Below are 22,486 nucleotides of genomic sequence, written 5' to 3'. Positions count from 1 at the left end.
CGTCTCTAAATAAATTAGAGACGGCTAATGAAAATATGTTATGAATTACGGTCCTAATTTCCCTGTTTCCAATTGTACCGCAGTGTTACTCCATAGGTTCTCGGATCGGCTATGACTCCAGCATATTGACCATAACTGCCAGGAGCTGCGAGCAATTGCTCATAGTAATCTTTATTTGTCAAATTTCTGCTCCACACAAAAACTGAAACGCCATTCGACCCCCTAAAGCCTAAACGCGCATTCAGCAAAGTATAAGCATCAATATTCAAATACTGCGATGGAGATGAGCTTGAAGAGAATTTGGAGCGATGGAAAAGATCTGCTCCCAAAAAGTAGGAGCCATTGATACCAATCAGTTTACCGCTCTGATTAACTTCTCCGCCCAAAGACCAAGACCATTTGGATACTCCCGGAAGCACTCCACCCGAAATATCTTTAAAAGCCTGCGGCCCACCAACTTCTTCCAGCGGAACTGGTGCATTTGTAAATTTCACGTATTTCGCATCTGTATAGGCCAGCGCACCATTCAGGCGCAGAAAGTGGCCAATATTAATATTACCGTCGAGTTCCACTCCTTTGACACGTACTTTCTCAGCATTGGCCAAGTAACCCCGATTCACTCCTGGTTCAGGCGTTTGTACCTGTGTTTGATAATCTTTAATATCAGTCTGGTAAACGGACAAGTTAAGGATCGAGTTGCGTGTTGGGTTAGTTTTCACACCCAACTCTTTGTGGCGAACCGCTTCTGGTTTTACTTCAGCTAGATCTAGCAGCACAGCACCATTTGCTGTTGGCAATCCACCTACATTGATTCCAATTGGCTTATAGCTGATGGAGTAGGTTGCATAAGCATTGATTTTGGGGTTGAAACGGTATTTCGCAGACAGTTGTCCTGAAAAATTATCCGCATCCGCGTTTATATCAAAAGTTTGGTTGGTATAGACCCCATTTTTGAGTGCCAACAGTGCTGGATCGGATGTCTGTAGCCCACCATAGGTCTGTCTATCGTAGTTTGCTTTCTTTTTGTCGTAGTTATAGCGCAGTCCTGGTAAAATATGAAGTTTGGAGGTCACCTCCCAGTCAATCTGTGTATAAGCGGCTAAACTTGTACTTTTGATTCCATATACAGTCTTAATGCCAAAATTGTCAAATAACCCTGGAGTCTCCCATAGGGCGCTCGTAGAGCTTTTCTGGAAGCGCCAGAATGCGGATCCCGTCTCTTCTGTATGCACAGGATCAGTACCAAGATCCTGCCAAAGGCCAAATAAGCCGATTACACCACTTACTTTCTCACTGATTTTGCCAGAATACCTAAATTCTTGCGACCATTGGTTATGCACCGAATTACCTGCGGAAACAGTATAAACAGGAAGACCTAGATAATCCCGATCATTGAGTGGCACCCAAGTCCATTTCCGCCAAGCTGAGGTAGAGGTTAATGTTCCCGCTCCGATTTTAATGTCTGCATTCAACGCTACACCGCCCAATTTGTTATCAGCTTTGGATTGTGTATCGAGGTCAATCTTACGTTCAAATGCACTTTTATAGGGTAATTCATACCCTAAATCTTTGATTATAGCATCAAATTGTCGGTAATCAGCACGTTGGGTTTTGACGACACCTGCGACTGCCCAACCATATCCATCAGGCTTTTGGGAAGAGACATCTCCTGAGAGTACCAATTTGATATTCTCAGTTGGTGTAAACAACAATTGCCCCCTAAATCCGAGGTTATTGATATCATTGATCTTTCGATTGGTATGGACGTTAAACAGATTACCATCCCGTTGCGTGCCCGAAAAGGAAGCCCGCGCAGCTAGATTCTTAGCTAGCGGTCCGGAGATAGATGTCTTTGCCTGAATAAATCCTTGATTGCCATAGCTAACTTCAACATTAGCCTCAGGTGTAAATTGGGGTAGCCGCGAAGTAATATTAAAGGCTCCTGCGGTCGTATTTTTACCAAAGAGTGTCCCCTGTGGCCCCCGCAATACTTCGATCTGATCAATATCAATAAAGTCTAGCCAAGTTGCAGCTGGCCGAGCGATGTATACACCGTCCAGATAGAATCCGACACCCGGGTCTATACCATCATTGGTAAGACCGTAAGTGGAACCAAGACCACGAATATTAAGTGTCGTGTTACGCGCATTGGAAGAATACAGTTGTACCGTCGGAACAAGTTCTTTCAGTCGATTGACATTAAAAGCTCCAGCATCTTCCAATGCTGCACCACGGATAATAGAAACGGGAATCGGTACATCTTGCAATTGCTCCTTGCGTCTACGGGCCGTCACAACTACCTGGTCCAGGGCTTCCAACCGGGGTGTCAGTTCGATCACGGTAGGCGATTGGTCCACGACAACCCGCCTTGTTTGATAACCTACAATGGATACAATAAGTGAAAACGGCAGTTTCTGTCCTGTAACAAATTGAAATACGCCTTTGCTATCGGTCTTCACCTGGTGGGTAACGGCTTCAATTTGTACCGTTACACCCTGTAGGGGCTCTTTTGTAACCGCATCGATCACAGTACCTGTCAATGAAGCATTTATAATGGGTTTAGGATTTTCTACCTGCGCATAAGTCTGATAAGAACCAGCTAAAAGCAAGCTAAAAATGACGCTAATTCGAAAAATAGCATTTTTTTTCATAAATTTATTCAGTTTAATAGTGAAAATAAACAAGTGCCAACGCCAATAGAACTTGTTTCATTGTTAAAACTTTGTTTAAAAAGGGAAGCCTCGGCTTCCCTTTTCTAATATAAGAGAGTGTAAGAGAGAAATTTTAACAACACATTCGTTTTTCACTATTTCCTTGGGTAGTAAAAACCACTTCCAATGAAGTAATCTGTAAGCTTGTTTTTAAGAAGTATTCTTTTTTCATTCTTTCCATAATTAAGTATGCTCATTTTTTGCCAATCCTCATGACTCACTGTAAATCAGGACGACAGTACAAATATAGAAATATTTTTTAAAAGACTACTAATTTGATAGATTTTATAAATATTTTTTTAAAATATCATTAACCACTAATTAACAGCTACTTATGTCATAAAAATAATATTTTACATATCATATTTTTTGTATAAACCATTCAGATCCGTTGCTATACATGAGATATTTCCCTTAGGTTTAGCTTTACTTTTTCATGTGCGACCAACATTGTCTTATCCGACAACCTAAACACTTTAGTAAGAAAAAATTGGTTCCTCTATTTTCGCGGAGGCCATTCGGCAGGACTATTTCGAGATCGAGAAAATGAAAAAAGAGTAGAACAAAAAAGTCCGCCAAGGACGGCAGACTTTTGTACAAATGTTATTCAGTTCCGAAAGTATTCGGTCCATATCTTTATCTATAAATTATCGGAACAGCACTAATGCGATCAACAAAGTCACTACGACATTAAAGGTCTGCGCAATCAAAAATGCATAAAGGGGTTTCTTATTATCTTGTACAAAAAGGTCTTTGAAATTTGTTTCCAGACCGATCGAAGTAAATGCCAATGTAAACCAAAGTCCCTGCAGGTTTTTCAGACTACCTTTGACGACATCAATCTTTTCAGGAGAAATTACAAAGGAAAATAATAGCGATGCAAATACAAACCCAAGCACAAATTTAGGAAAGCGTTCCCAAATAATCTTTAACGTCGGTTTATCCCGCTTTGTTTCGTCATCCACAGATTTTGCATAGGTCCAATAAATACTGATCGCAAATGCTGCTAGTCCCAGCAATACGTTTTGCGAAAACTTGACAATTGTGCTGATCTTTAACGCCTCCTCTCCAACAAGGGACCCTGAAGCAACAACAGCTCCTGTTGTATCGATACTACCTCCTAGCCATGCGCCGGTCACTTCCTGTGACAAGCCCATCCATTCAGCCATATAGGGCATAAAAATCATCATTGGAATTGCGGTGATCAGCACCAAAGAAATCACATAAGAGAGTTTTTTACTATCACCTTTAATGGCTCCGGAAGTAGCGATAGCCGCTGAAACACCACAAATAGAAACTGCACTGGACAACATCAGGGACATTTCCTTGTCTATTTTCAATTTTTTACAGAGCCAAAAAGCGAAATACCATACTGACAATACAACTGCCAAAGCTTGGATAAGCCCTAAAGAGCCCGCTTTAAGGATATCCCCAAAGATAACGGTGGTACCCAATAGGATTAATCCGATCTTGACATATAGTTCTGTACTCAAGGCTTCTTTAAACCAAGCAGGCAGCTTAAAACAATTGCTAATGACCAAACCTATAATCAAACTAAAAATAACAGCCTCGAGATTATATTCTTTCACTGTCGAATTGCCCGCTAATATGAGCGCGAATACAGTCAAAATAAACACTACAGGAAATACGACCAGCAAATGTTTAACAGATTTACCGAGCAAAAATACCCCTAAAACACCTGTCACAAAAACAAAGATAAACTGCTGGAAAATCTTGTTGAGATTGGCCGAATCAAAAATTGCGGAGGTCAATTCGGAAGAATTACTCCAGGAAAAATTAGGCACAGGTGCAAAAATACCCGAAAGTGCTAAAAAAATGGTAGCGAGTCCCAAAATAACGACGACCCAGTCTTCTGTAAGTGCAAATGATCTTGACGATGCCATATAACGGTTAGTATTAAAAGGCTAAATTTAATATAATTGCTGCTACTTTTCGTTATTGTAACACAAAAATGGCCGAAGATTTCTCTCCGGCCACACAACCAAAACCAATAATCATTATCAATCAAAAACAATATTTATTTTCTTCTATTAATTTTTTGGCAATCCGCTGACGTGCATCTTTGATATTAAATGGCTGCGCTTTGGTGAACCGACGTAATCCAACAAGCATCATATTCAATTCATCGCCCTCACCAAAGGAATACAGCGCTTCTTTACCTGCAGCGTTTATTTTATCGATCGCACCATATAGATAGATCTTCGCCATATCTGTCGCGTACTCGGCCTTTTCAGAACCAGTATGGACAAGCTTTTCCGCACGTAACAGTACAGATTCCGCAATGTATACGTAACCGATAATATCTGCGATATTCATCAGGATCTCTTCTTCTTTTGAAAGCGACATCATCAGCTTTTGAACGGCGGCTCCAGCAATGAGTAAGCCTGCTTTTTTGAGGTTAGCGACAATTTTCTTCTCTGCTGCGAATGGCGCATCATCTTCTTCTCCGAAGTCAGGAATAGCCAACAGTTCACTTGCCACTGCCTGCGCTGGCCCCATCAGATCCAGCTCACCTTTCATTGCACGTTTTAACAACATATCTACAACAAGCAGTCTATTCACCTCATTGGTACCCTCGAAGATCCGGTTGATACGTGAATCGCGATAAGCACGCTCCATCGGTGCATCGGCCGAATAGCCCATTCCACCATAGATCTGCACACCTTCATCCACAACATAATCTAACATCTCAGAACACCATACTTTAATAATGGCACACTCAATCGCAAATTGTTCAACGGATTTCAATTTGGCTTTTGCTTCATCCATACCGCCCGCAATCAATGCATCATAGGCATCATCAATATTTTGACCCGCACGATAGGATGCTGATTCCACAGCAAATAAACGGGTCGCCATTTCAGCCAGTTTGTATCGAATAGCACCAAACTTAGAAATCGGCAGGTTAAACTGCACACGTTCATTGGCATATTGAACCGCATGATTGATCACCATACGAGCTGAACCATTTGTCGCAGCACCCAACTTGATCCGTCCGATATTCAGGATATTTACGGCAATCTTAAATCCATTTTCCCGCTCGGATAGCATGTTTTCAACAGGCACGGGACAATCATTAAAGAAAATCTGACGTGTAGAGGATCCCTTGATGCCCAGTTTATGTTCTTCGGGGTTCATGGTGATCCCACCAAAATCTTTTTCGACAATAAATGCTGTCAGGTTTTTATCATCATCGATTTTTGCAAATACAATAAAGATATCTGCAAATCCACCATTGGTAATCCACATTTTTTGACCGTTGATCAGATAATGGGTTCCTTCAGCATTTAGTTTTGCGGAGGTACGGCCGGAATTGGCATCCGATCCGGCATTTGGTTCTGTCAAACAGTAGGAAGCCTTCCATTCGCCAGTTGCGAGTTTAGGAATATACTTTGCTTTCTGCTCCGCATTACCATAATAAAGGATAGGCAAAGTACCAATACCCGTATGTGCAGACAAGGCGACAGCAAAGGAGAATCCTCCTCCTACTGCCTCTGCTACGAGCATCGACGTATTGAAGTTTTTACCAAACCCACCATACTCTTCCGGAATCGACACACCCAGCATCCCCAGCTCGCCGGCTTTATCCATCAGGCTAGGCATCAATCCCTCCTCTTGCGCATCAATACGATCAAGCTTATTTAACACTTCGGTATCTAAGAAATCCAAACAGGTCTGACGAATCATTTTCGCTTCTTCATCAAACTCCTCTGGGATAAAAATAGCTGTATAGGGAGTCTCTCTAATAACGAACTCACCGCCTTTGATTGCTTTATTTTCGCTCATTGTTTTTTAGATTTGAGGTGCAAGCCCTGAGCTGGCTTTTGACCACCCAGGTTTACACAATATTTTGAATACTTTTATCTGCTATGAGACTAGCAAATAAAATGGTTTATATTGTTATTTTTAGTGTTCGAACTTAGTCCAATAGTTCAAAGATACCGGCCGCTCCTTGACCAGTTCCCACACACATGGTCACCATACCATATTTTTTGCCACGACGTTTCAATTCATGCAAAACCTGCACGGTCAACTTCGCTCCTGTACAGCCTAGCGGATGCCCCAAGGCTATCGCCCCGCCATTGACATTGACTTTTTCTTCATCAAGCCCCAGTTCACGAATAACAGCCAAAGACTGGGAAGCGAAAGCTTCGTTCAATTCAAATAAATCAATATCCTCTTTTTTAAGTCCAGCCCGTTCCAAAGCTTTTGGTATCGCATAGATCGGTCCGATTCCCATGATCCGTGGCGGCACCCCTGCAACAGCAAAACTGACTAACTTGGCAATGGGTTTAACCCCTAGCTCTTTCACTTTTGCCTCGGACATGACCAACACAAATGCTGCTCCATCAGATGTCTGTGAGGAGTTTCCTGCTGTCACCGAACCATTGGCTGCGAAGACAGGCTTCAACTTACCCAGAGCTTCCAAAGATGTGTCTGCACGAGGCCCTTCATCTGTATCTACAACATATTCACGTGTTGCGATCTTTCCGTCTTTCAGATAGTTCTCTTTGACTGTGATCGGTACAATACCATCTTTAAGATGACCATTTTGAATAGCTGCTATTGCTTTTTGATTGGATTTAAGTGCAAAAGCATCTTGATCTTCACGGGATACATTGTAGTCTTTTGCTACAGCCTCTGCAGTCAGCCCCATACCCCAATACCAATCGGGATGCTCTTTGGCCACGACAGGATTGGGAACAATCTTCCACCCCCCGAAAGGCATTCCGGACATCACTTCAACACCTCCCGCGATAATGACATCAGCCATACCGGTTTTGATCTTTGCAACTGCCGTAGCGATCGTCTCCAATCCAGAGGCACAATACCGATTGACAGTGACGCCAGGCACTTTATCTGTATCTAAACCCATTAGGGAAATAAAACGTGCCATGTTCAGCCCCTGTTCTGCCTCGGGCATCGCATTACCCACAATGACATCATCTATATCTTCTTTATTTAAATTCGGCACAGTGGACACAAGATGTTTAATCACATCTGATGCTAAATCATCAGCCCGCATAAAGCGAAATCCTCCTCGAGGCGCTTTACCTACTGCTGTACGAAATCCTGCTACTATGTATGCTTCCATTATTTGAGATATTAGTAGTTAGATATTAGTAGTTAGATTTTTGACCTTGAGTAAAAGCTTTTGTTGAAAAATGTAGTTCATTTTCTGCAATTCCTCCAGCTTTTCCAAAAGGCCCTCTAAATCCTCTTCTGATAAATAACCTAAATTTTTTGATATTATTAACTGTGTTTCGACTTCATATGTAGACGCATGTGCTATTGCCAAAAACTGGACAAACTCTTTATCTGAATTTCTTCCTGCACCCTCAGCAATATTTGAAGGAATAGATACAGCAGCTCTATTTATTTGTGAAATGAGATTAAATCGTTCACGATCTGGAAAAGTAGCTGTAGCTTTATATACATCAGATACCAACGTGATAGATTTCTGCCAAAGTATTAATTCCTTATAATTATGCATATCTAAATACTATGTACTAAATACTTTCGTCTATACTAATTTCGTAAAGGCTTTCCTTTTGTCAACATGTACTGGATTCTTTCAAGCGTTTTACGTTCAGCACAGAGCTCGAGGAAGGTTTTTCGCTCAAGATCCAACAAGTACTGTTCGGAGACTTCCGTTGGCGATGACAGATTGCCACCACACATCACCCAACCCAGTTTTTCCGATATTTTACGATCATAGTCGGAGATATAATTTCCTTCACGCATCGAAGATGCACCTACATAAACGATCCCTAAACCTTGATTGCCCAACACTTTGATATCGTTTCGTAGCGCAGGTTGTACGTAGCCTTCATCCGCCAACTCCAATGCCTTTGCTTTGGCGTCAGCAAGTAAGCGTGCACGGTTCATCGTGATCGCAAATTTATCTTTCTGTAGATATCCCAGCTCATAGGCCTCGTAAGCAGAGGTCGATACTTTCGCCTGACCAATAGTTAGGAATTTGTCCTTTAACGTGTTCTGAACAATTTGGTCATCTTTAAATTCTTCGGAAGCACGCAATGCAAATTCTTTAGTTCCACCACCACCTGGGATAACACCTACCCCCAGTTCCACTAAGCCCATGTAGGTTTCGGCATGTGCCTGCACAAAATCTGCATGCATTGAAAATTCACACCCACCACCCAAGGTCATCTGAAATGGCGCTACGACAACCGGAATGGATGAATAACGCAAACGCATTGAAGTATTTTGAAAGGCCCTAACGGCCATATTTAACTCATCAAAATCCTGCTCCACAGCCATCATGAAAATCATTCCAATATTGGCTCCAGCAGAGAAATTTTTTCCGTCATTGGAAACAACCAATCCACGGTATTCCTTTTCAGCAAGATCTATTGCCTTATTCAATCCCTGAATCACATCGCCACCGATCGTGTTCATCTTGGTATGGAACTCACAATTGATGATTCCATCACCGAGATCAATAATTGAAACACCTGTATTTTTCCAAATTGTTTTGCTTTCGCGGATATGATCCAAAACAATCAAATCCTCTGTTCCAGGAATAGCTTTGTAAGATTGGGATGCAATATCATAATAATGGCGAACGCCATTTTCTATTTTATAGAAAGACTCATGTCCCGAATCCAACATTTCGTGCACCCAGGATGCTACTTCACCATCCTGGCCCGGCAACCGTTTCTCTTCAGCCTTAATCTTAGCCAAGGTCTCACGCACACCTAAAGCATCCCATACTTCAAATGGCCCAAGTTCCCAGCCAAAGCCAGCACGCATCGCATCGTCAATACGGAAGAAATCATCTGTAATCTCAGGAACACGACGTGAAACGTATTCGAACAATGGATAGTGCATGGCACGAAAAAGCTCCGCAGCCTTGTCTGTTCCCTGTTCATAGACTTTCATCCGTTTACGAATATCTTCGACTGGCTTGGTAGCTTCTAATGTCGTTGACTTAACTTTTTGTTGCGAGCCAAATGTTAATGTTTTAAGATCTAAGGACAGGATTTCAGAATTACCATCAGCGGCTTTTACTTTTTCGTAAAATCCTTTTTTTGTTTTTTCACCTAGCCATTTATTTTCAACCATCTTACTGATAAAGGCAGGAAGCTGGAAGACGCCTTTGGCTTCATCTTCGGGCGCATTCTGTGCCAGCCCATTGGCCACATTCACCAAAGTATCAAGACCTACAACATCCGCAGTACGGAAAGTTGCCGATTTTGGATGTCCCATCGCGGGGCCTGTATATTTATCCACTTCCTCCACTGTCAGCCCCAAAGGCTCAACCAGGTGAGTCACTGCCAACATCGAATAAACTCCAATCCGATTACCGATAAATGCTGGTGTATCCTTACACAAAACAACCGTCTTCCCTAGCATCTTATCGCCAAAATGAAGCACGAAATCAACAACCTCAGGCTTAGTATGCGGTGTCGGAATCACCTCCAATAGAGGCAGATAGCGCGGTGGATTGAAGAAGTGTGTCCCGCAAAAATGATCTTTAAAATCTTCACTACGTCCCTCTGTCATGAGATGAATAGGAATACCAGAAGTATTGGAAGTAATCAATGTACCTGGTTTACGGAATTGTTCTACACGGTCAAAAACAGATTTTTTAATATCTAATCGTTCCACAACGACTTCGATGATCCAGTCCACTTGTGCGATGTCTTGGAGGTTATCATCAAAATTCCCTGTTTTGATACGTTTTACAAATGATTTGCTGTAAATTGGCGAAGGATTTGTCTTTAATGTAGTCTCTAACGAACTGTTGACAATCCGATCCCGAACGGCTTTACTCTCTAACGTTAGACCCTTAGCTTGCTCTGCTGGCAGCAGTTCGCGAGGAACAATATCCAGCAGCAAAACCTCGACACCAATGTTAGCAAAATGACAAGCAATTCGCGAACCCATAACACCCGAACCGAGAACTGCCACTTTTCTAATATTTCTGTTCATCATAACATATTTATCATGCACACCTGTACATTTGGTTTAACTTCTATACGATCACTTCTTCCTTATAACTGGTCGCCAGCTCATTGAGCTTAGCCAAAGAAGCAATCAATTGATCACGTTCATTTTCCGAAAAATTATCAGCGAGGTACTGATTAAAATTACGTACCACATCCTTGGCTATTCTTCTTTTCTCCCGACCTAAATCTGTCAGATACACCTTTACAGAGCGTTTATCCGTTTCGCTGGTCTCCCTGTAAATGAATCCCAAGGATTCTAAGTTATTTAACACCCGGGACAAACTCGTTGTTTTAACTCCCGTCAAATTCGCAATCTGAGAAACAGGAGTACCCTCTTTATGGATATTGATTAAAATATAACCAGCAGCCTGGGTAAAGCCATACTGCGAAGCAATTTGATTATATTTATTGGCAATCGTTTGCCAACCTGTTTTTAAAAAATAGTCGATTGTCTGATTTTGGTCCATAGCGTAATCACAAGCGATTTATTATTATGCTTGCATAACAAATATAATAGTTAAGAATTAGAATAACAAACTAGAATATGTAATTTTTATGAATTATCGCCCAGCACCTTCTAACAAGTGTATTTCTTGCACTTTTATGACCAAAACCCCCATTGTGGAAAACTTTTAACAACTGACACACAGCTAGATAAAGTAAAACATAAAACTTTTATTAACAATCAATGTATAATATTCAAAATTAATTGCGTTAAATTTGTCCTAAACAAACATCAACTTCGTATGGCTTTAGTAAACATACCTCGCTTGGACTTGTTACATTACACACAAGGAACCCAAGAACAACGAAATCAATTCATTCAGGATATTGGCACGGCTTTCAACGAGACAGGCTTTGTAACGATTGCAAACCATGGTTTATCAAAAGAATTAATTGAGGAATTATATCAGGTCGTTCCAGAATTCTTTGGTTTACCAACTGAAACAAAAGAAAAGTATGAATTTCCTGAACTTGCGGGCCAACGTGGATATACTGCTAAGGGAAGAGAAAAAGCGAAAGATGCTAAAACACCAGATTTAAAAGAGTTCTGGCAACGTGGTCAAACTATCGTTGGTGAAGAATATTCAAAAGCTGACTTTCCAGACAATCCTCAAGTGGAAGAAATTCCGCGTTTTAATGGCGTAACGGCTGAAGTTTATAAAAAACTAGAAGACACAGGTCGCGAACTGCTAAAAGCTATTGCCACTTACTTAGATCTTGAAGAAAGTTATTTTGAGAAATTTGTGATCAATGGTAACTCAATTTTGCGTGCGATCCATTATTTTCCAATTGCAGATCCAGACGCATTAGCTCCTGATGCAGTACGTGCAGGTGCTCATGAAGACATCAATTTGATTACACTATTAATTGGTGCTAGCGCCGATGGACTGGAAGTCTTAACAAAAGATGGTGAATGGTTCCCGATCAAAGCAAAAGGAGAAGATATTGTCATCAACGTGGGAGATATGTTGCAGCGTTTGACCAACAACAAACTTAAATCAACAACCCACCGTGTAGTCAATCCTCCGCGTGAAAAAATGGGCACCTCCCGCTTTTCGATTCCTTTCTTTTTACATCCGAAATCTTCTATGAGTTTAGCTTCGTTGGACTCTTGTATTGACGCAGCTCATCCTAAGGCCTATGAAGACTATACCGCAGGTGAATATCTGGATGAAAGATTGAGAGAGATCGGCTTAAAAATGTAAGGCGAGTAGCTTCATTTAAATAAAAACAGTCCGTTAGTAAATCAAACTAACGGACTGTTTTCATTTTATCCTAATGAAATTGTAATGTAAAATAATCCACACGATGATCGGATTTTATACCATCCGTATCCATTAGAAATTGTATCCAAATCCCACATTAAGGTAGATATTATGCATACCAAAATCTATGGAGGTAAAATCTTTTTCTAAAATATTATTAAAACCGTAGGTAAGATCTGTCAATAATTTGAAATGTCTGTTCATCTTCCACTCCGCTCCAAGTTGCGTTCCCCATTGAAATTTCCGGATATTATCAGAGAAGTCATAAGAAGCTTGACTCCCTTCTTCAAATGTAATTTTCGTTCCTACTGGGGTATTTTGTCTCAAATATCCATCCGATACATTTCCATCAAATGTATTATCCAGCAATGTCGAGAAGTAAAACCCTCCATATAAATTCCAATGATCCGATAATTTGTAAACAGCTAAAACGGGCAATGTAAGATAGGTGTTTTGTACGTTGGTTTCTACCTTTCCAGTATAATACCCTTTCACTTTTGAATTATCTTTCACAATCTCTGTCAGATAATTTTTCACACGAGCTTCGGTCTTCATTCCTTTCGTCTCGAAACGAATTCCCGTACGAATTCCCCATCGTTTATCTCCCTGCAACCACTTTGTGGCATTTGCCTCCAGGCCTACCTGTAACCCGGGATTATAGCTTTCGATTTTACGTATAGTCTTAGGAAGGCCTAATGGGCTACTACCACCGATACTGAATTGCGCCTGTACCGAGTAGTCAATATCTGTATTAAAAAAATTCGCATTACCGTTTGACGGACCATTTTGAGCCTGTACATAACCGGTCGCCATCATGAAAACAGCTATTATATAAAGTATTTTGTTCATTAAAATATTCTTTTGATGTATGTTTATCTTCAGAAATCAGCGCCCTATATTCTTAGAGCCTCCTCTTCCTCATACAAGCACCCATGTAAAAATTCACCTAGTTAGCAATTACACCATATTACTGTATTCAGCATATGGACCAATAATTATTTGGCATCATCGACGACAAGTTCTACTTCATCAATAAGCAATGTACTTCCTACGGCGCCGTTAAATTTATCTCCCTCTTTACTCGAGCTGAACACAATCGTATACATATATTCTTTATTGGGGTCAAATGATTTGCCATTTACAAAAGAAAAGGGTAAGCTAAATGCGGTCCACTCGTTAGTCTCGATCTGTTCTTTGGCTCCGACCCGTGCTATTGCGACTATTCGCTTGTCAACAAAGCCATGGTCACCCGACAAAAAGTCGTCATTGGGTGGTAGAGCTCTTTCAAATAACAGCGCATAACCATCCCAGGTATCCTTGGTGAGCGATGATGGCTTATTATTGACAACAAATTTTTCACCAGCTTTATATTTAAAAAAGCCCTTTATAGCTAATGGTGCAGTTTTTTCCTCATACAATATGCCAAAACGAGGAGATTTGATCGTCGGGAAAGTGGTTTGAAACGCTCCTAAGAATAAATTACCAGCAGCCAGAGGTGTGCCGAAAATCCCACCTAAAGAGCCTGTACTCTTAGTCAAAAGCCGCGCACCTTTACCAATATAGCCATCGGCAATTTGGGATGTTGGATAAAAACTGGGAACCAATTCCTCGCCATCTTCCAAAAGTGTTTCAGCCAGAATATTATAGCCATCATTTGCAGTTGCCCAGCTATATGTCTTCTGCCCAAGTTTTGTTAATTCATAAAATTTATGGTAGTGTCCTTCAGGGCTATCTGTATCTACCACTTCAGCATATTCAAACGCTGAATACAAATCTGCGCCTTCATCAATAACAAATGAAACAGTATAGGTCTTGGACCAAGCCCCATCCTCAGAAGTAACCGTGTATTTCTGTGGTTCAGTGAAATCAAGCTGGGTTCCGCTTTTCGGCTCTATTGTAGCTCCTGGAGTTAATACAAATTCGGGCGAATGCACATAACTTCCCGTAAAACGTTTTAGAGAAAAAACAACTGTATTATTATCAATGGAAGGTTTTCTCTTTAAAAACTGGTCACTCTGAGCAATAGTAGCTCCTTCAATATCCGCTTCAGCATTTAATGCTTCCTCCTTTATGCAACTCCCCAGACTAAAAAGTAGCATAAAACAAATTACCCAAGGGTAAATTCGTCTTTGTTTCATAAAAAATAGTATTAGTGTAAATATATTCCCAATGCTGTCGATTATGCATTGAAATGACCGCAAAGCTACTATTATAGCCCCCAAGAAAAGTCATTTCTATCACCTTTTCCTTCAAAGCAACTAATTCTTTACACTTCAGAAGGATATTAACTACCTTTTATTTCCTGTTTAACTCTAGTCGGCAAGCTTTCAACAATCAGGCTATAACTGTGCAAGACAAGTTCTTCCAATGCTCGATCATTCAGTTCCCGATTCGCAATGACGGTATTCCAGTGCTTTTTGTTCATATGATACCCCGGAAATACAGTCTGATCATATCTTTCCCTGAGTTCCACCGCTTTCTCTGGATCACATTTTACATTAAATCGCAGCATATCGACCTGATCTAATCCGACCAATAAAAATATCTTACCCCCAACCTTAAACACCAAAGTATCTGGTCCGAAAGGCGTCTCCTCTGTAACTGGCCCAATGGACAAACAATAATCTCTTAGATCTTCAATATTCATATCTTCTTAATTTAAGTTCGCTCATTTTCAACTACTAACAGTTAGATTTATATATAAATTTGACAATAATCAATATAAATCTAACAAAACAACCGCTTAGTTTGTACCTAAATTTGTAGTATATCAAAAAGCGAATACAAAGAAACTAAAATGAATAAGAAAGATTATTAACCCATTCCTCAAAATGAAAAATTTATACATTAAGATAGTGTTGCTCTTTATCATATCAACACTTTCAGTACAGTGCAAAAGTATGGACACGACAAATCAAGACAATATCACCCAGAACGACATCATTGAAGCCGTTACCAAAGGGCAGATTAACACCGTAAAAGCACTCTTGGACAACGGAGCTAACGCAAACCAAAAAGGTAAAGATTCAAAATCGCTGTTGTTGATCGCCACAGAGAAGAAAGACCTAGTAATGGCGAAATTACTTCTTCAATATGGTGCGAATGTGAACCAGCAGGACAACATCCTAAATAGCCCCTTTCTATATGCTGGTGCTTTGGGCTATACTGAACTAGTTAAACTTTACCTTGATCACGGTGCGGATTTCAAGATTTTCAATCGGTACAATGGTACAGCACTTATTCCGGCCTGCGAACGCGGGCATGTGGAGACTGTAAGACTATTGGCTAATACAAAAGAGTTCCCTATCGACCATATCAATAGACTAGGTTGGACTGCGCTATTAGAGGCAATTATACTTGGAGATGGCAGTCAAAAATATGTGGATATTGTCCAGATACTACTGGACGCCAACAGCAATAAAAATATCGCCGACAATGAAGGTGTAACACCGCTCCAGCACGCAAGAAAAAGAGGGTTTAATAAAATTGTAACACTACTGGAGGCAAAGAGCAGTATAAAACAATAGCTGGATTTTCGAAAATAAACCTCTATAGAAAAGATAGCAAAAAGGAAGAACCAAATCAAGTGAATCTAGTTCTTCCTTTTTATCACCTTTCTTCTATTTCTGCAAAAGCGCCTGAATCTCCTTTTGGATCTCCGTTCCCTTATCCGTATTATACCATTTTTGAATCTCTTCTTTAATATCAGAGAAATCTTTCCCTTGTTCCTTCAAGCTCAAGAATAGGTCTTGACAGCCCTTTGGTCGTGGTCCCCAGACAGCTAAATCTGCACCATCCTGATTTCGGATTACTAGAATCGGGATTGATTTCCCGCCGTTTGTTAAATACGAATCTATTAAAAAGGGAGCGCTATCACGCAACTGGATATCGACAGTAATATTGGGATTTTGGGCCGCCATCTTAGCCAGCATTGGGACAGAGTGTGCCGCATCGCCACACCAAGGCTCCGTAATAATGATCCATTGTTGTCGTTCCGAAATCGTGTCAATAAACTGTTGAAAAGCCTCATTTGGTTCAAAACGTTTTAACCAACGGCCCATCCTTGTCCAGTTCATTTTAGTGTATTGATAGTACTCGTCATCCTGATAGGTGGGGTGATTTTCAGGATGATTCAATATATCTTCGAATTGTTGCAAATAATTTTCAAACGTCATAACATCAATTTTGTGCAAAGGTAATTTTTAGATCCTACTTTGTCAAAAATCTCTATACCAAAGATTTTACACGCCTTGACAATAATTTCACATTTATTAACAATTAACTAAATTATCTTTGGCACATACAACCAGTAAATGAAAAGATTAATTCAATTATTCCTATTATTTTTTGTTATCAGCACAGCTTATTCCCAGACAAGCATAAAGGGGAAAATTTTAGACAAAGCTGACAATAAGCCATTGACCAATGCCTCAATCATCCTGTTGAATAAAGACTCTGTGCTCCGATATTTTAACAGAGCCAATGAGGAGGGGAAATTTCTGATCAAAAATATTAAACCAGGAAGCTATATACTTTTAGCCACCTACCCAAAGTTTGAACTTTATAGTGACACCATCGACATTAAGGATAAGGAAATCGACCTCAACGACATTAAAATCAATTCGCAAAAAAATGTTCTTGAAGAAGTTATCATTACACGTAGGCTGCCCATTACACTCAAGGGAGACACGATAGAATATGATGCAGCAAGTTTTGCAACCGAGAAAAACGCAAAGCTCGAAGATCTTTTTCGACGATTGCCAGGTTTCACAGTGTCTGGAGATGGAAATATCACCGCTCAGGGTAAAGCAGTACAGAAAGTCTTTATTGATGGCGAAGAATTTTTTGGTTATGACCCTAAAATTGCCATACGGAATGTACGGGCCGATGCAGTAGACAAAGTACAATTGTATGAAAAAAAATCAGAAGAGGCCGAACTATCGGGTATAGATGACGGTGTACGTATTCAGACCGTCAATGTAGTATTAAAAGAAAAGGCGAGAAAGGGTATCTTCGGAAATGCTGAGCTATTAGGTGGTACCAAGGAGCTCTACGCTGGAAATTTGTTTGCAGCCAAATTCAATCAGACGGAACGGATTGGCATCACCGCCAATCACAATAATATGGGGAGCTCTAATAGTCGTGAAGGCTCTTTGCGGATGAACAACCAGATCACGGGGCAACCACTGAACACATCTCTCGGCGCTAACTACGAAAACCAGTTTCTCAAAAAGACTTTAAAGGTAAATGCGAATTATAATTACAATAACAGCAGCAACAAAAATCAATCGGAAAATTACAACAAAAACATCCTCCCTGATAACTCGATCTTAGAACGAAATAGCAAAAATTACAACGAAAATAGCGCAAGAAGCAATGGCGTCAGATCCAATCTCTCCATGCGACTGGATTCAACTCAAAATATAGAACTACAGACCAACGGAAATTGGTCAAATAATTTCAGTTTAAGTCAGTCGGAAAGTGCCACCAATGATGGCGTCGGTGCCGCTGTTAGCTCCTTTAATGAGAAAAATGAATCGAATACTTCGAGCCAAAGCAATAATTTTCGTCTGAACTATAGAAAAAGACTCAAAGCCGGCAGTTCATTAAATTTAATGGTCGGCAACAACTATAATGAGTCAACTTCCGACAGCAAGGTTAACTCAGAAACAATTATCCATCAGAGCAATGATACCACGCGTATTAACCAAAATAGAAAGGGCAATAACAAAGGCAATAACTTTTCTACTTCATTGAATTTCAATAACAGGCTAAATGACGCCATGAATTTAGCTTTGGGCTACAGCTTCAATCAGTCAAACAACAGGAATGAACAGATATCAACAGACATAGAAACTAAAGAGAAAGATCCCTTATACTCTAAAAATCAGATTGACAATAATACCAACCAGGGAGTTAATGTCCATTTGTCTTATCGGAAGGATAAATTTGAGGTCAATCTCTCCAACCGCACATTCTACAAAAATCAAAAGTTAAGCGATAGTGACCGGGATATAAACCTTTCGAGAAATTTTTGGGACAACAATCTAAACTTTGATGCCAATTACCGGATTTCAAATAGCAAAAATATCCGACTGGCCTACCAGAGTTCGAATATCATTCCTTCCTTTGATCAGTTACAGCCACTGCAACCGCAGACCAATCCATTGTTTCAACAGATCGGTAACCCTGACCTTAAACGGGCTGTCAACAATAACATCTCGGCAAATTATAATGCATTCAGTTTATTGAAGGGAACCAACATTAATATTAACGGAAATTTCTCTTTTGTCAATAACCCAATTGTCAATAAGACAACAGTCATGGAGAATTCGGCCCAGATTAGTAGCTATGAAAATTTATCGGGTAAATCAAACTGGAATGGTGGATTAAACATCAATCATATGCAACCCCTGGCCAATCGTCGCATTAACTTCAATAAAAGTGCAAATATCCGATACAACAATAGTTACAGCTACACAAAATTTGAAAGTGGTCAATCTCAAGGTGAGTTTCTCTTGAACAATTCAAAAAACACCTCATTCGGCCTAGGCTCGAGTTTAAATGAACAAGATTCAGAAGGATTTGATTTTGACATATCTTTGAATGCAGGTCTTAACGCACAGCAAAATTCGATCAACACACAATATAACGCAACAAACTTTGAAGGTGGGGCTTCGGGATATATCAAATATTTTCTACCGAAGAAATTCAACATTATGACCAACGTTTATTATAGTTACACCGGCCCTACCAAGCTCTACAAGAAATCAATTAATCAATTTTACACCAATTTAGAGCTGGAAAAAAAGGTATTGAAAGATGAAAGTCTTACAGTCAGCCTTAAGGCTTTTGACCTCTTTAATACATTTAATAATACACGTCGGAATGGCAGTGATACCAATTATTCAGAATCTACCCAACAGGTATTGACTCAGTATTTTTTAGTTGGTGTCAAATGGGATTTCAATAAATATTTAGGAAAAAGCAATGATTAGAACATATTTGACCATTATTATATTTTGTCTAACCGGATTATCTCTGCAGGCACAATACGCCTATTTTGGTAATAGGGGTACCATTAGTTTTGACAAGGTGACGTATACAAAAGCACGCATGCGACAAATGTCCAATGACATGAACTCAAAAATGATGGGGCGGGGAATAGACTTCATGGAACACCTAGATAAAATGCCGGACTCGCATACAGATCGACTGAACTTATACTTTGATGAAAACGCGACCGTTCTTATGCCTGAAGAAAGCACAAGTACCGAAAAACAGAATGGAGAAGGCAAAATGCGTGCTCCCAGTATCACTGCAAGCGGTCGAGGTGGTAGAAATCAAGGTGGTTCGCGAGGTGGAGGGAACCAGCGTGGTATGCTCAGAGGTGGAGCCAGTAAAAATGGAAAAGTGCTCTATCAGGATTTAAAAGCTGGAAAGGCCGATATCCAGCTCGATATCGATGAGAAATATTTGCTTTCTGAAACCTTGGACAGTATCACTTGGCGCTTTACGGAGGAATTTCGCAATATCGCCGGCATAAACTGCCGAAGGGTGAATGGCGCGACCAAGGACTCTCTCTACCTGATTGCTTATTATGCCGAAGAAATACCAGTGTCAGCAGGACCGGCTTTGAGCCATGGTCTGCCGGGTATGATATTGGGGCTGGTCATACCCGAGATGCATATCCAATACTGGGCAACAAATATCGCCTATACCAATAATCTCGTCCCCACAGATTGGCGCGACAAAAAATCAAAACAGATGAAGCTGGACGAATTTACAGCGCTCTTTGGCAGATATATGCCACGCAATCGTCAAAATGAGTCAGCAAAAAAAAGGATCTTGGAGCAACTTGTCTATTGAAAATGTCAGTTTGGCAGTACCTAACGACAAATTGATGACAAATAGTGATTTTTTTACAAAACTTTCGGATTGGCATAAGGGTTGATAATAGAGTGATAGAATTTATTTAAGTAAAAAAATTAAAATACAAGATATGTCTAAAATTATAGGAATTGACTTAGGTACTACAAACTCATGTGTTGCCGTAATGGAAGGTAACGAGCCTGTAGTAATTACGAACAACGAAGGTAAACGTACTACTCCTTCCATTGTAGCTTTCGTAGAAGGTGGTGAGCGTAAAGTGGGTGACCCAGCTAAACGTCAAGCAATTACTAATCCACATAAAACTATTTATTCTATTAAACGTTTTATGGGGCTTTCATATGATGAGGCAATAAAAGAAGCTGAACACGTACCTTATAACATCGTTAAAGGTGATAACAATACACCACGCGTAGAAATCGACGACCGTAAATATACGCCACAAGAAATCTCTGCAATGATTCTTCAAAAAATGAAGAAAACTGCTGAAGACTTTTTAGGTCAAGAAGTAACTGAAGCTGTCATCACAGTACCTGCATACTTCAACGACGCACAACGTCAAGCAACTAAAGAAGCTGGTGAAATCGCTGGTTTATCTGTTAAACGTATCATCAACGAACCGACTGCTGCTGCTTTAGCTTACGGTTTGGACAAAGCGCACAAAGATATGAAAATCGTTGTGTTTGACTGTGGTGGTGGTACACATGACGTTTCCGTATTGGAATTAGGTGATGGTGTATTTGAAGTAAAATCTACTGACGGTGACACTCACTTAGGTGGTGATGACTTCGATAACGTGATCATCAACTGGTTGAATGAAGAATTTAAAAATGAAAACAATGGTTTTGATCTGAAAAAAGATCCAATGGCATTGCAACGTTTGAAAGAAGCTGCTGAAAAAGCTAAAATTGAATTATCAAGTGCGACTTCTACTGAAATCAACTTACCATATATCACAGCAGACGCTACTGGCCCAAAACACTTAGTTCGTTCATTATCACGTGCTAAATTTGAAGCTTTGGCAGCTGACTTGATCAAGAGGACAATTGCTCCTTGTGAGTCAGCATTGAAAAACGCTGGTTTCAGCAAATCAGATATCGACGAAATTATCTTAGTAGGTGGTTCTACACGTATCCCTGCAATCGTTGATGCAGTAAAAGCATTCTTTGGAAAAGAGCCTTCTAAAGGTGTAAACCCTGACGAAGTTGTTGCTTTAGGTGCTGCAATCCAAGGTGGTGTATTAACTGGTGAAGTAAAAGATGTATTGTTATTGGATGTAACTCCACTTTCATTGGGTATTGAAACAATGGGTGGTGTAATGACTAAATTGATTGAAGCGAATACAACTATTCCGACTAAAAAATCGGAAACATTCTCTACTGCTTCTGACAATCAACCATCAGTAGAGATCCACATCTTACAAGGTGAGCGTCCAATGGCAAGCCAAAACCGTACAATCGGCCGCTTCCATTTGAACGATATTCCACCAGCGCCTCGTGGTGTGCCTCAAATTGAAGTTACTTTTGATATTGATGCCAACGGTATCATCAAAGTATCAGCAAAAGATAAAGCAACTGGTAAAGAGCAAAACATCCGTATTGAAGCATCTTCAGGTTTATCTGATGACGAAATCAAACGTATGAAAGAAGAAGCTGAAGCAAATGCTGATGCTGATAAAAAAATGAAAGAAGAAGCTGACAAAGTAAATGCAGCGGATGCCTTAATCTTCTCAACTGAAAAACAATTGAAAGAATATGGTGACAAAATTTCTGCAGATAAAAAAGCTCCTATTGAAGCTGGCTTAACGAAATTAAAAGCTGCATACGAAGCGAAAAACTTCGCAGATATTGATTCGGCTTCTGAAGAATTACAAAATGCTTGGAATGCTGCTTCTGAAGAAATGTACGCTGCTTCTCAAGGTGGTGCACAACAACCCCAAGGAGATGCTGGTCAAGCACAAGGTGGAAACCAAGGTGGTGATGACGTAACTGACGTAGATTACGAAGAAGTGAAATAATCACTCCTCCTGATAAATAAAAAGCTCCGGGTATGTATACCCGGAGCTTTTTTATTATAAGAACTGTTTCTCTTTTTAACACTTCGAAAAGCGAAAGAGCTGTTT

16 protein-coding genes are annotated in these 22,486 nt (G+C 40.2%); 5 read left to right on the top strand and 11 right to left on the bottom strand.

Features of this window, described 5'->3' with window-relative positions; translation table 11 throughout:
• Window positions 1-53: 53 nt before the first annotated feature.
• The 7 genes from LC454_RS09205 to LC454_RS09175 form a co-directional block, all read right to left on the bottom strand.
• Entirely contained in the window at window positions 54-2,651 is a 2,598-nt protein-coding gene (locus LC454_RS09205; protein WP_223581682.1) for a TonB-dependent receptor, read from the bottom strand.
• Between the two features lie 707 nt (window positions 2,652-3,358).
• Complete coding sequence (locus tag LC454_RS09200) at window positions 3,359-4,615, bottom strand: YeiH family protein (protein ID WP_223581681.1); 1,257 nt, start codon at window positions 4,613-4,615, stop codon at window positions 3,359-3,361.
• A 121-nt stretch (window positions 4,616-4,736) separates the two neighbouring features.
• Window positions 4,737-6,518, bottom strand: a complete 1,782-nt coding sequence (locus LC454_RS09195; protein WP_223581680.1) for an acyl-CoA dehydrogenase family protein — start codon at window positions 6,516-6,518, stop codon at window positions 4,737-4,739.
• Window positions 6,519-6,651: 133 nt separating this feature from the next.
• Window positions 6,652-7,827, bottom strand: a complete 1,176-nt coding sequence (locus tag LC454_RS09190) for an acetyl-CoA C-acyltransferase (RefSeq protein WP_223581679.1) — start codon at window positions 7,825-7,827, stop codon at window positions 6,652-6,654.
• An 18-nt stretch (window positions 7,828-7,845) separates the two neighbouring features.
• Window positions 7,846-8,226 carry a four helix bundle protein gene (locus LC454_RS09185; RefSeq protein ID WP_223581678.1) on the bottom strand — a complete coding sequence of 127 codons (381 nt, stop codon included), beginning with the start codon at window positions 8,224-8,226 and terminating at the stop codon, window positions 7,846-7,848.
• A gap of 35 nt (window positions 8,227-8,261) precedes the next feature.
• Window positions 8,262-10,691 (bottom strand): 3-hydroxyacyl-CoA dehydrogenase/enoyl-CoA hydratase family protein, encoded by a 2,430-nt coding sequence (locus LC454_RS09180; protein ID WP_223581677.1) that lies wholly within the window; start codon window positions 10,689-10,691, stop codon window positions 8,262-8,264.
• A 40-nt stretch (window positions 10,692-10,731) separates the two neighbouring features.
• A complete protein-coding gene (locus LC454_RS09175) occupies window positions 10,732-11,172 on the bottom strand; it encodes a MarR family winged helix-turn-helix transcriptional regulator (protein WP_120260278.1) in 441 nt (146 codons plus the stop codon).
• Window positions 11,173-11,451: 279 nt separating this feature from the next.
• Between LC454_RS09175 and LC454_RS09170 the strand changes: the two genes are divergently transcribed.
• On the top strand, window positions 11,452-12,414 hold the full coding sequence (locus LC454_RS09170) for an isopenicillin N synthase family dioxygenase (protein WP_223581675.1): 963 nt from the start codon (window positions 11,452-11,454) through the stop codon (window positions 12,412-12,414).
• Window positions 12,415-12,546: 132 nt separating this feature from the next.
• On the opposite strand, the gene LC454_RS09165 is transcribed toward LC454_RS09170, so the two are convergent.
• The 3 genes from LC454_RS09165 to LC454_RS09155 all read right to left on the bottom strand — a co-directional run bounded on the left by LC454_RS09165 (window position 12,547) and on the right by LC454_RS09155 (window position 15,121).
• Window positions 12,547-13,323: a porin family protein gene (locus tag LC454_RS09165; RefSeq protein WP_223581673.1), complete on the bottom strand. Its 777-nt coding sequence runs from the start codon at window positions 13,321-13,323 to the stop codon at window positions 12,547-12,549.
• Between the two features lie 146 nt (window positions 13,324-13,469).
• Window positions 13,470-14,612, bottom strand: a complete 1,143-nt coding sequence (locus LC454_RS09160; protein ID WP_223581671.1) for a PCMD domain-containing protein — start codon at window positions 14,610-14,612, stop codon at window positions 13,470-13,472.
• Window positions 14,613-14,758: 146 nt separating this feature from the next.
• Window positions 14,759-15,121 (bottom strand): MmcQ/YjbR family DNA-binding protein, encoded by a 363-nt coding sequence (locus tag LC454_RS09155; protein ID WP_223581669.1) that lies wholly within the window; start codon window positions 15,119-15,121, stop codon window positions 14,759-14,761.
• 253 nt (window positions 15,122-15,374) lie between these two features.
• Between LC454_RS09155 and LC454_RS09150 the strand changes: the two genes are divergently transcribed.
• On the top strand, window positions 15,375-16,001 hold the full coding sequence (locus tag LC454_RS09150) for an ankyrin repeat domain-containing protein (protein WP_223581667.1): 627 nt from the start codon (window positions 15,375-15,377) through the stop codon (window positions 15,999-16,001).
• A 93-nt stretch (window positions 16,002-16,094) separates the two neighbouring features.
• Here the strand turns inward: LC454_RS09150 and LC454_RS09145 are convergent, their stop codons facing one another.
• A complete protein-coding gene (locus tag LC454_RS09145) occupies window positions 16,095-16,649 on the bottom strand; it encodes a thioredoxin family protein (RefSeq protein WP_223581665.1) in 555 nt (184 codons plus the stop codon).
• A 138-nt stretch (window positions 16,650-16,787) separates the two neighbouring features.
• Here LC454_RS09145 and LC454_RS09140 point away from each other — a divergent pair, with 138 nt between their 5' ends.
• The 3 genes from LC454_RS09140 (at window position 16,788) to dnaK (ending at window position 22,381) form a co-directional block, all read left to right on the top strand.
• Entirely contained in the window at window positions 16,788-19,472 is a 2,685-nt protein-coding gene (locus tag LC454_RS09140) for an outer membrane beta-barrel protein (RefSeq protein ID WP_223581663.1), read from the top strand.
• Entirely contained in the window at window positions 19,465-20,343 is an 879-nt protein-coding gene (locus tag LC454_RS09135; RefSeq protein WP_223581661.1) for a GLPGLI family protein, read from the top strand. The genes LC454_RS09140 and LC454_RS09135 overlap by 8 nt, the downstream gene beginning before the upstream one ends.
• 133 nt (window positions 20,344-20,476) lie before the next feature.
• Window positions 20,477-22,381 (top strand): molecular chaperone DnaK, encoded by a 1,905-nt coding sequence (gene dnaK / locus LC454_RS09130; protein WP_120260287.1) that lies wholly within the window; start codon window positions 20,477-20,479, stop codon window positions 22,379-22,381.
• Window positions 22,382-22,486 lie beyond the last annotated feature (105 nt).

The sequence above is a fragment of the Sphingobacterium sp. GVS05A genome (genome assembly GCF_019969845.1).
Classification (GTDB): Bacteria; Bacteroidota; Bacteroidia; order Sphingobacteriales; family Sphingobacteriaceae; genus Sphingobacterium.
The sequence above is the reverse complement of the archived record's forward strand: the minus strand, read 5'-3'. Positions and strand labels throughout refer to the sequence as shown.

Excerpts from the sequence above, each read along its gene's own strand:
- dnaK (WP_120260287.1), top strand. The coding sequence starts at position 20,477 with ATGTCTAAAATTATAGGAATTGACTTAGGTACTACAAACTCATGTGTT.
- LC454_RS09140 (WP_223581663.1), top strand. The coding sequence starts at position 16,788 with ATGAAAAGATTAATTCAATTATTCCTATTATTTTTTGTTATCAGCACA.
- LC454_RS09180 (WP_223581677.1), bottom strand. The coding sequence starts at position 10,691 with ATGATGAACAGAAATATTAGAAAAGTGGCAGTTCTCGGTTCGGGTGTT.
- LC454_RS09190 (WP_223581679.1), bottom strand. The coding sequence starts at position 7,827 with ATGGAAGCATACATAGTAGCAGGATTTCGTACAGCAGTAGGTAAAGCG.
- LC454_RS09135 (WP_223581661.1), top strand. The coding sequence starts at position 19,465 with ATGATTAGAACATATTTGACCATTATTATATTTTGTCTAACCGGATTA.
- LC454_RS09175 (WP_120260278.1), bottom strand. The coding sequence starts at position 11,172 with ATGGACCAAAATCAGACAATCGACTATTTTTTAAAAACAGGTTGGCAA.
- LC454_RS09160 (WP_223581671.1), bottom strand. The coding sequence starts at position 14,612 with ATGAAACAAAGACGAATTTACCCTTGGGTAATTTGTTTTATGCTACTT.
- LC454_RS09200 (WP_223581681.1), bottom strand. The coding sequence starts at position 4,615 with ATGGCATCGTCAAGATCATTTGCACTTACAGAAGACTGGGTCGTCGTT.
- LC454_RS09205 (WP_223581682.1), bottom strand. The coding sequence starts at position 2,651 with ATGAAAAAAAATGCTATTTTTCGAATTAGCGTCATTTTTAGCTTGCTT.
- LC454_RS09195 (WP_223581680.1), bottom strand. The coding sequence starts at position 6,518 with ATGAGCGAAAATAAAGCAATCAAAGGCGGTGAGTTCGTTATTAGAGAG.
- LC454_RS09150 (WP_223581667.1), top strand. The coding sequence starts at position 15,375 with ATGGACACGACAAATCAAGACAATATCACCCAGAACGACATCATTGAA.
- LC454_RS09185 (WP_223581678.1), bottom strand. The coding sequence starts at position 8,226 with ATGCATAATTATAAGGAATTAATACTTTGGCAGAAATCTATCACGTTG.
- LC454_RS09145 (WP_223581665.1), bottom strand. The coding sequence starts at position 16,649 with ATGACGTTTGAAAATTATTTGCAACAATTCGAAGATATATTGAATCAT.
- LC454_RS09155 (WP_223581669.1), bottom strand. The coding sequence starts at position 15,121 with ATGAATATTGAAGATCTAAGAGATTATTGTTTGTCCATTGGGCCAGTT.
- LC454_RS09165 (WP_223581673.1), bottom strand. The coding sequence starts at position 13,323 with ATGAACAAAATACTTTATATAATAGCTGTTTTCATGATGGCGACCGGT.
- LC454_RS09170 (WP_223581675.1), top strand. The coding sequence starts at position 11,452 with ATGGCTTTAGTAAACATACCTCGCTTGGACTTGTTACATTACACACAA.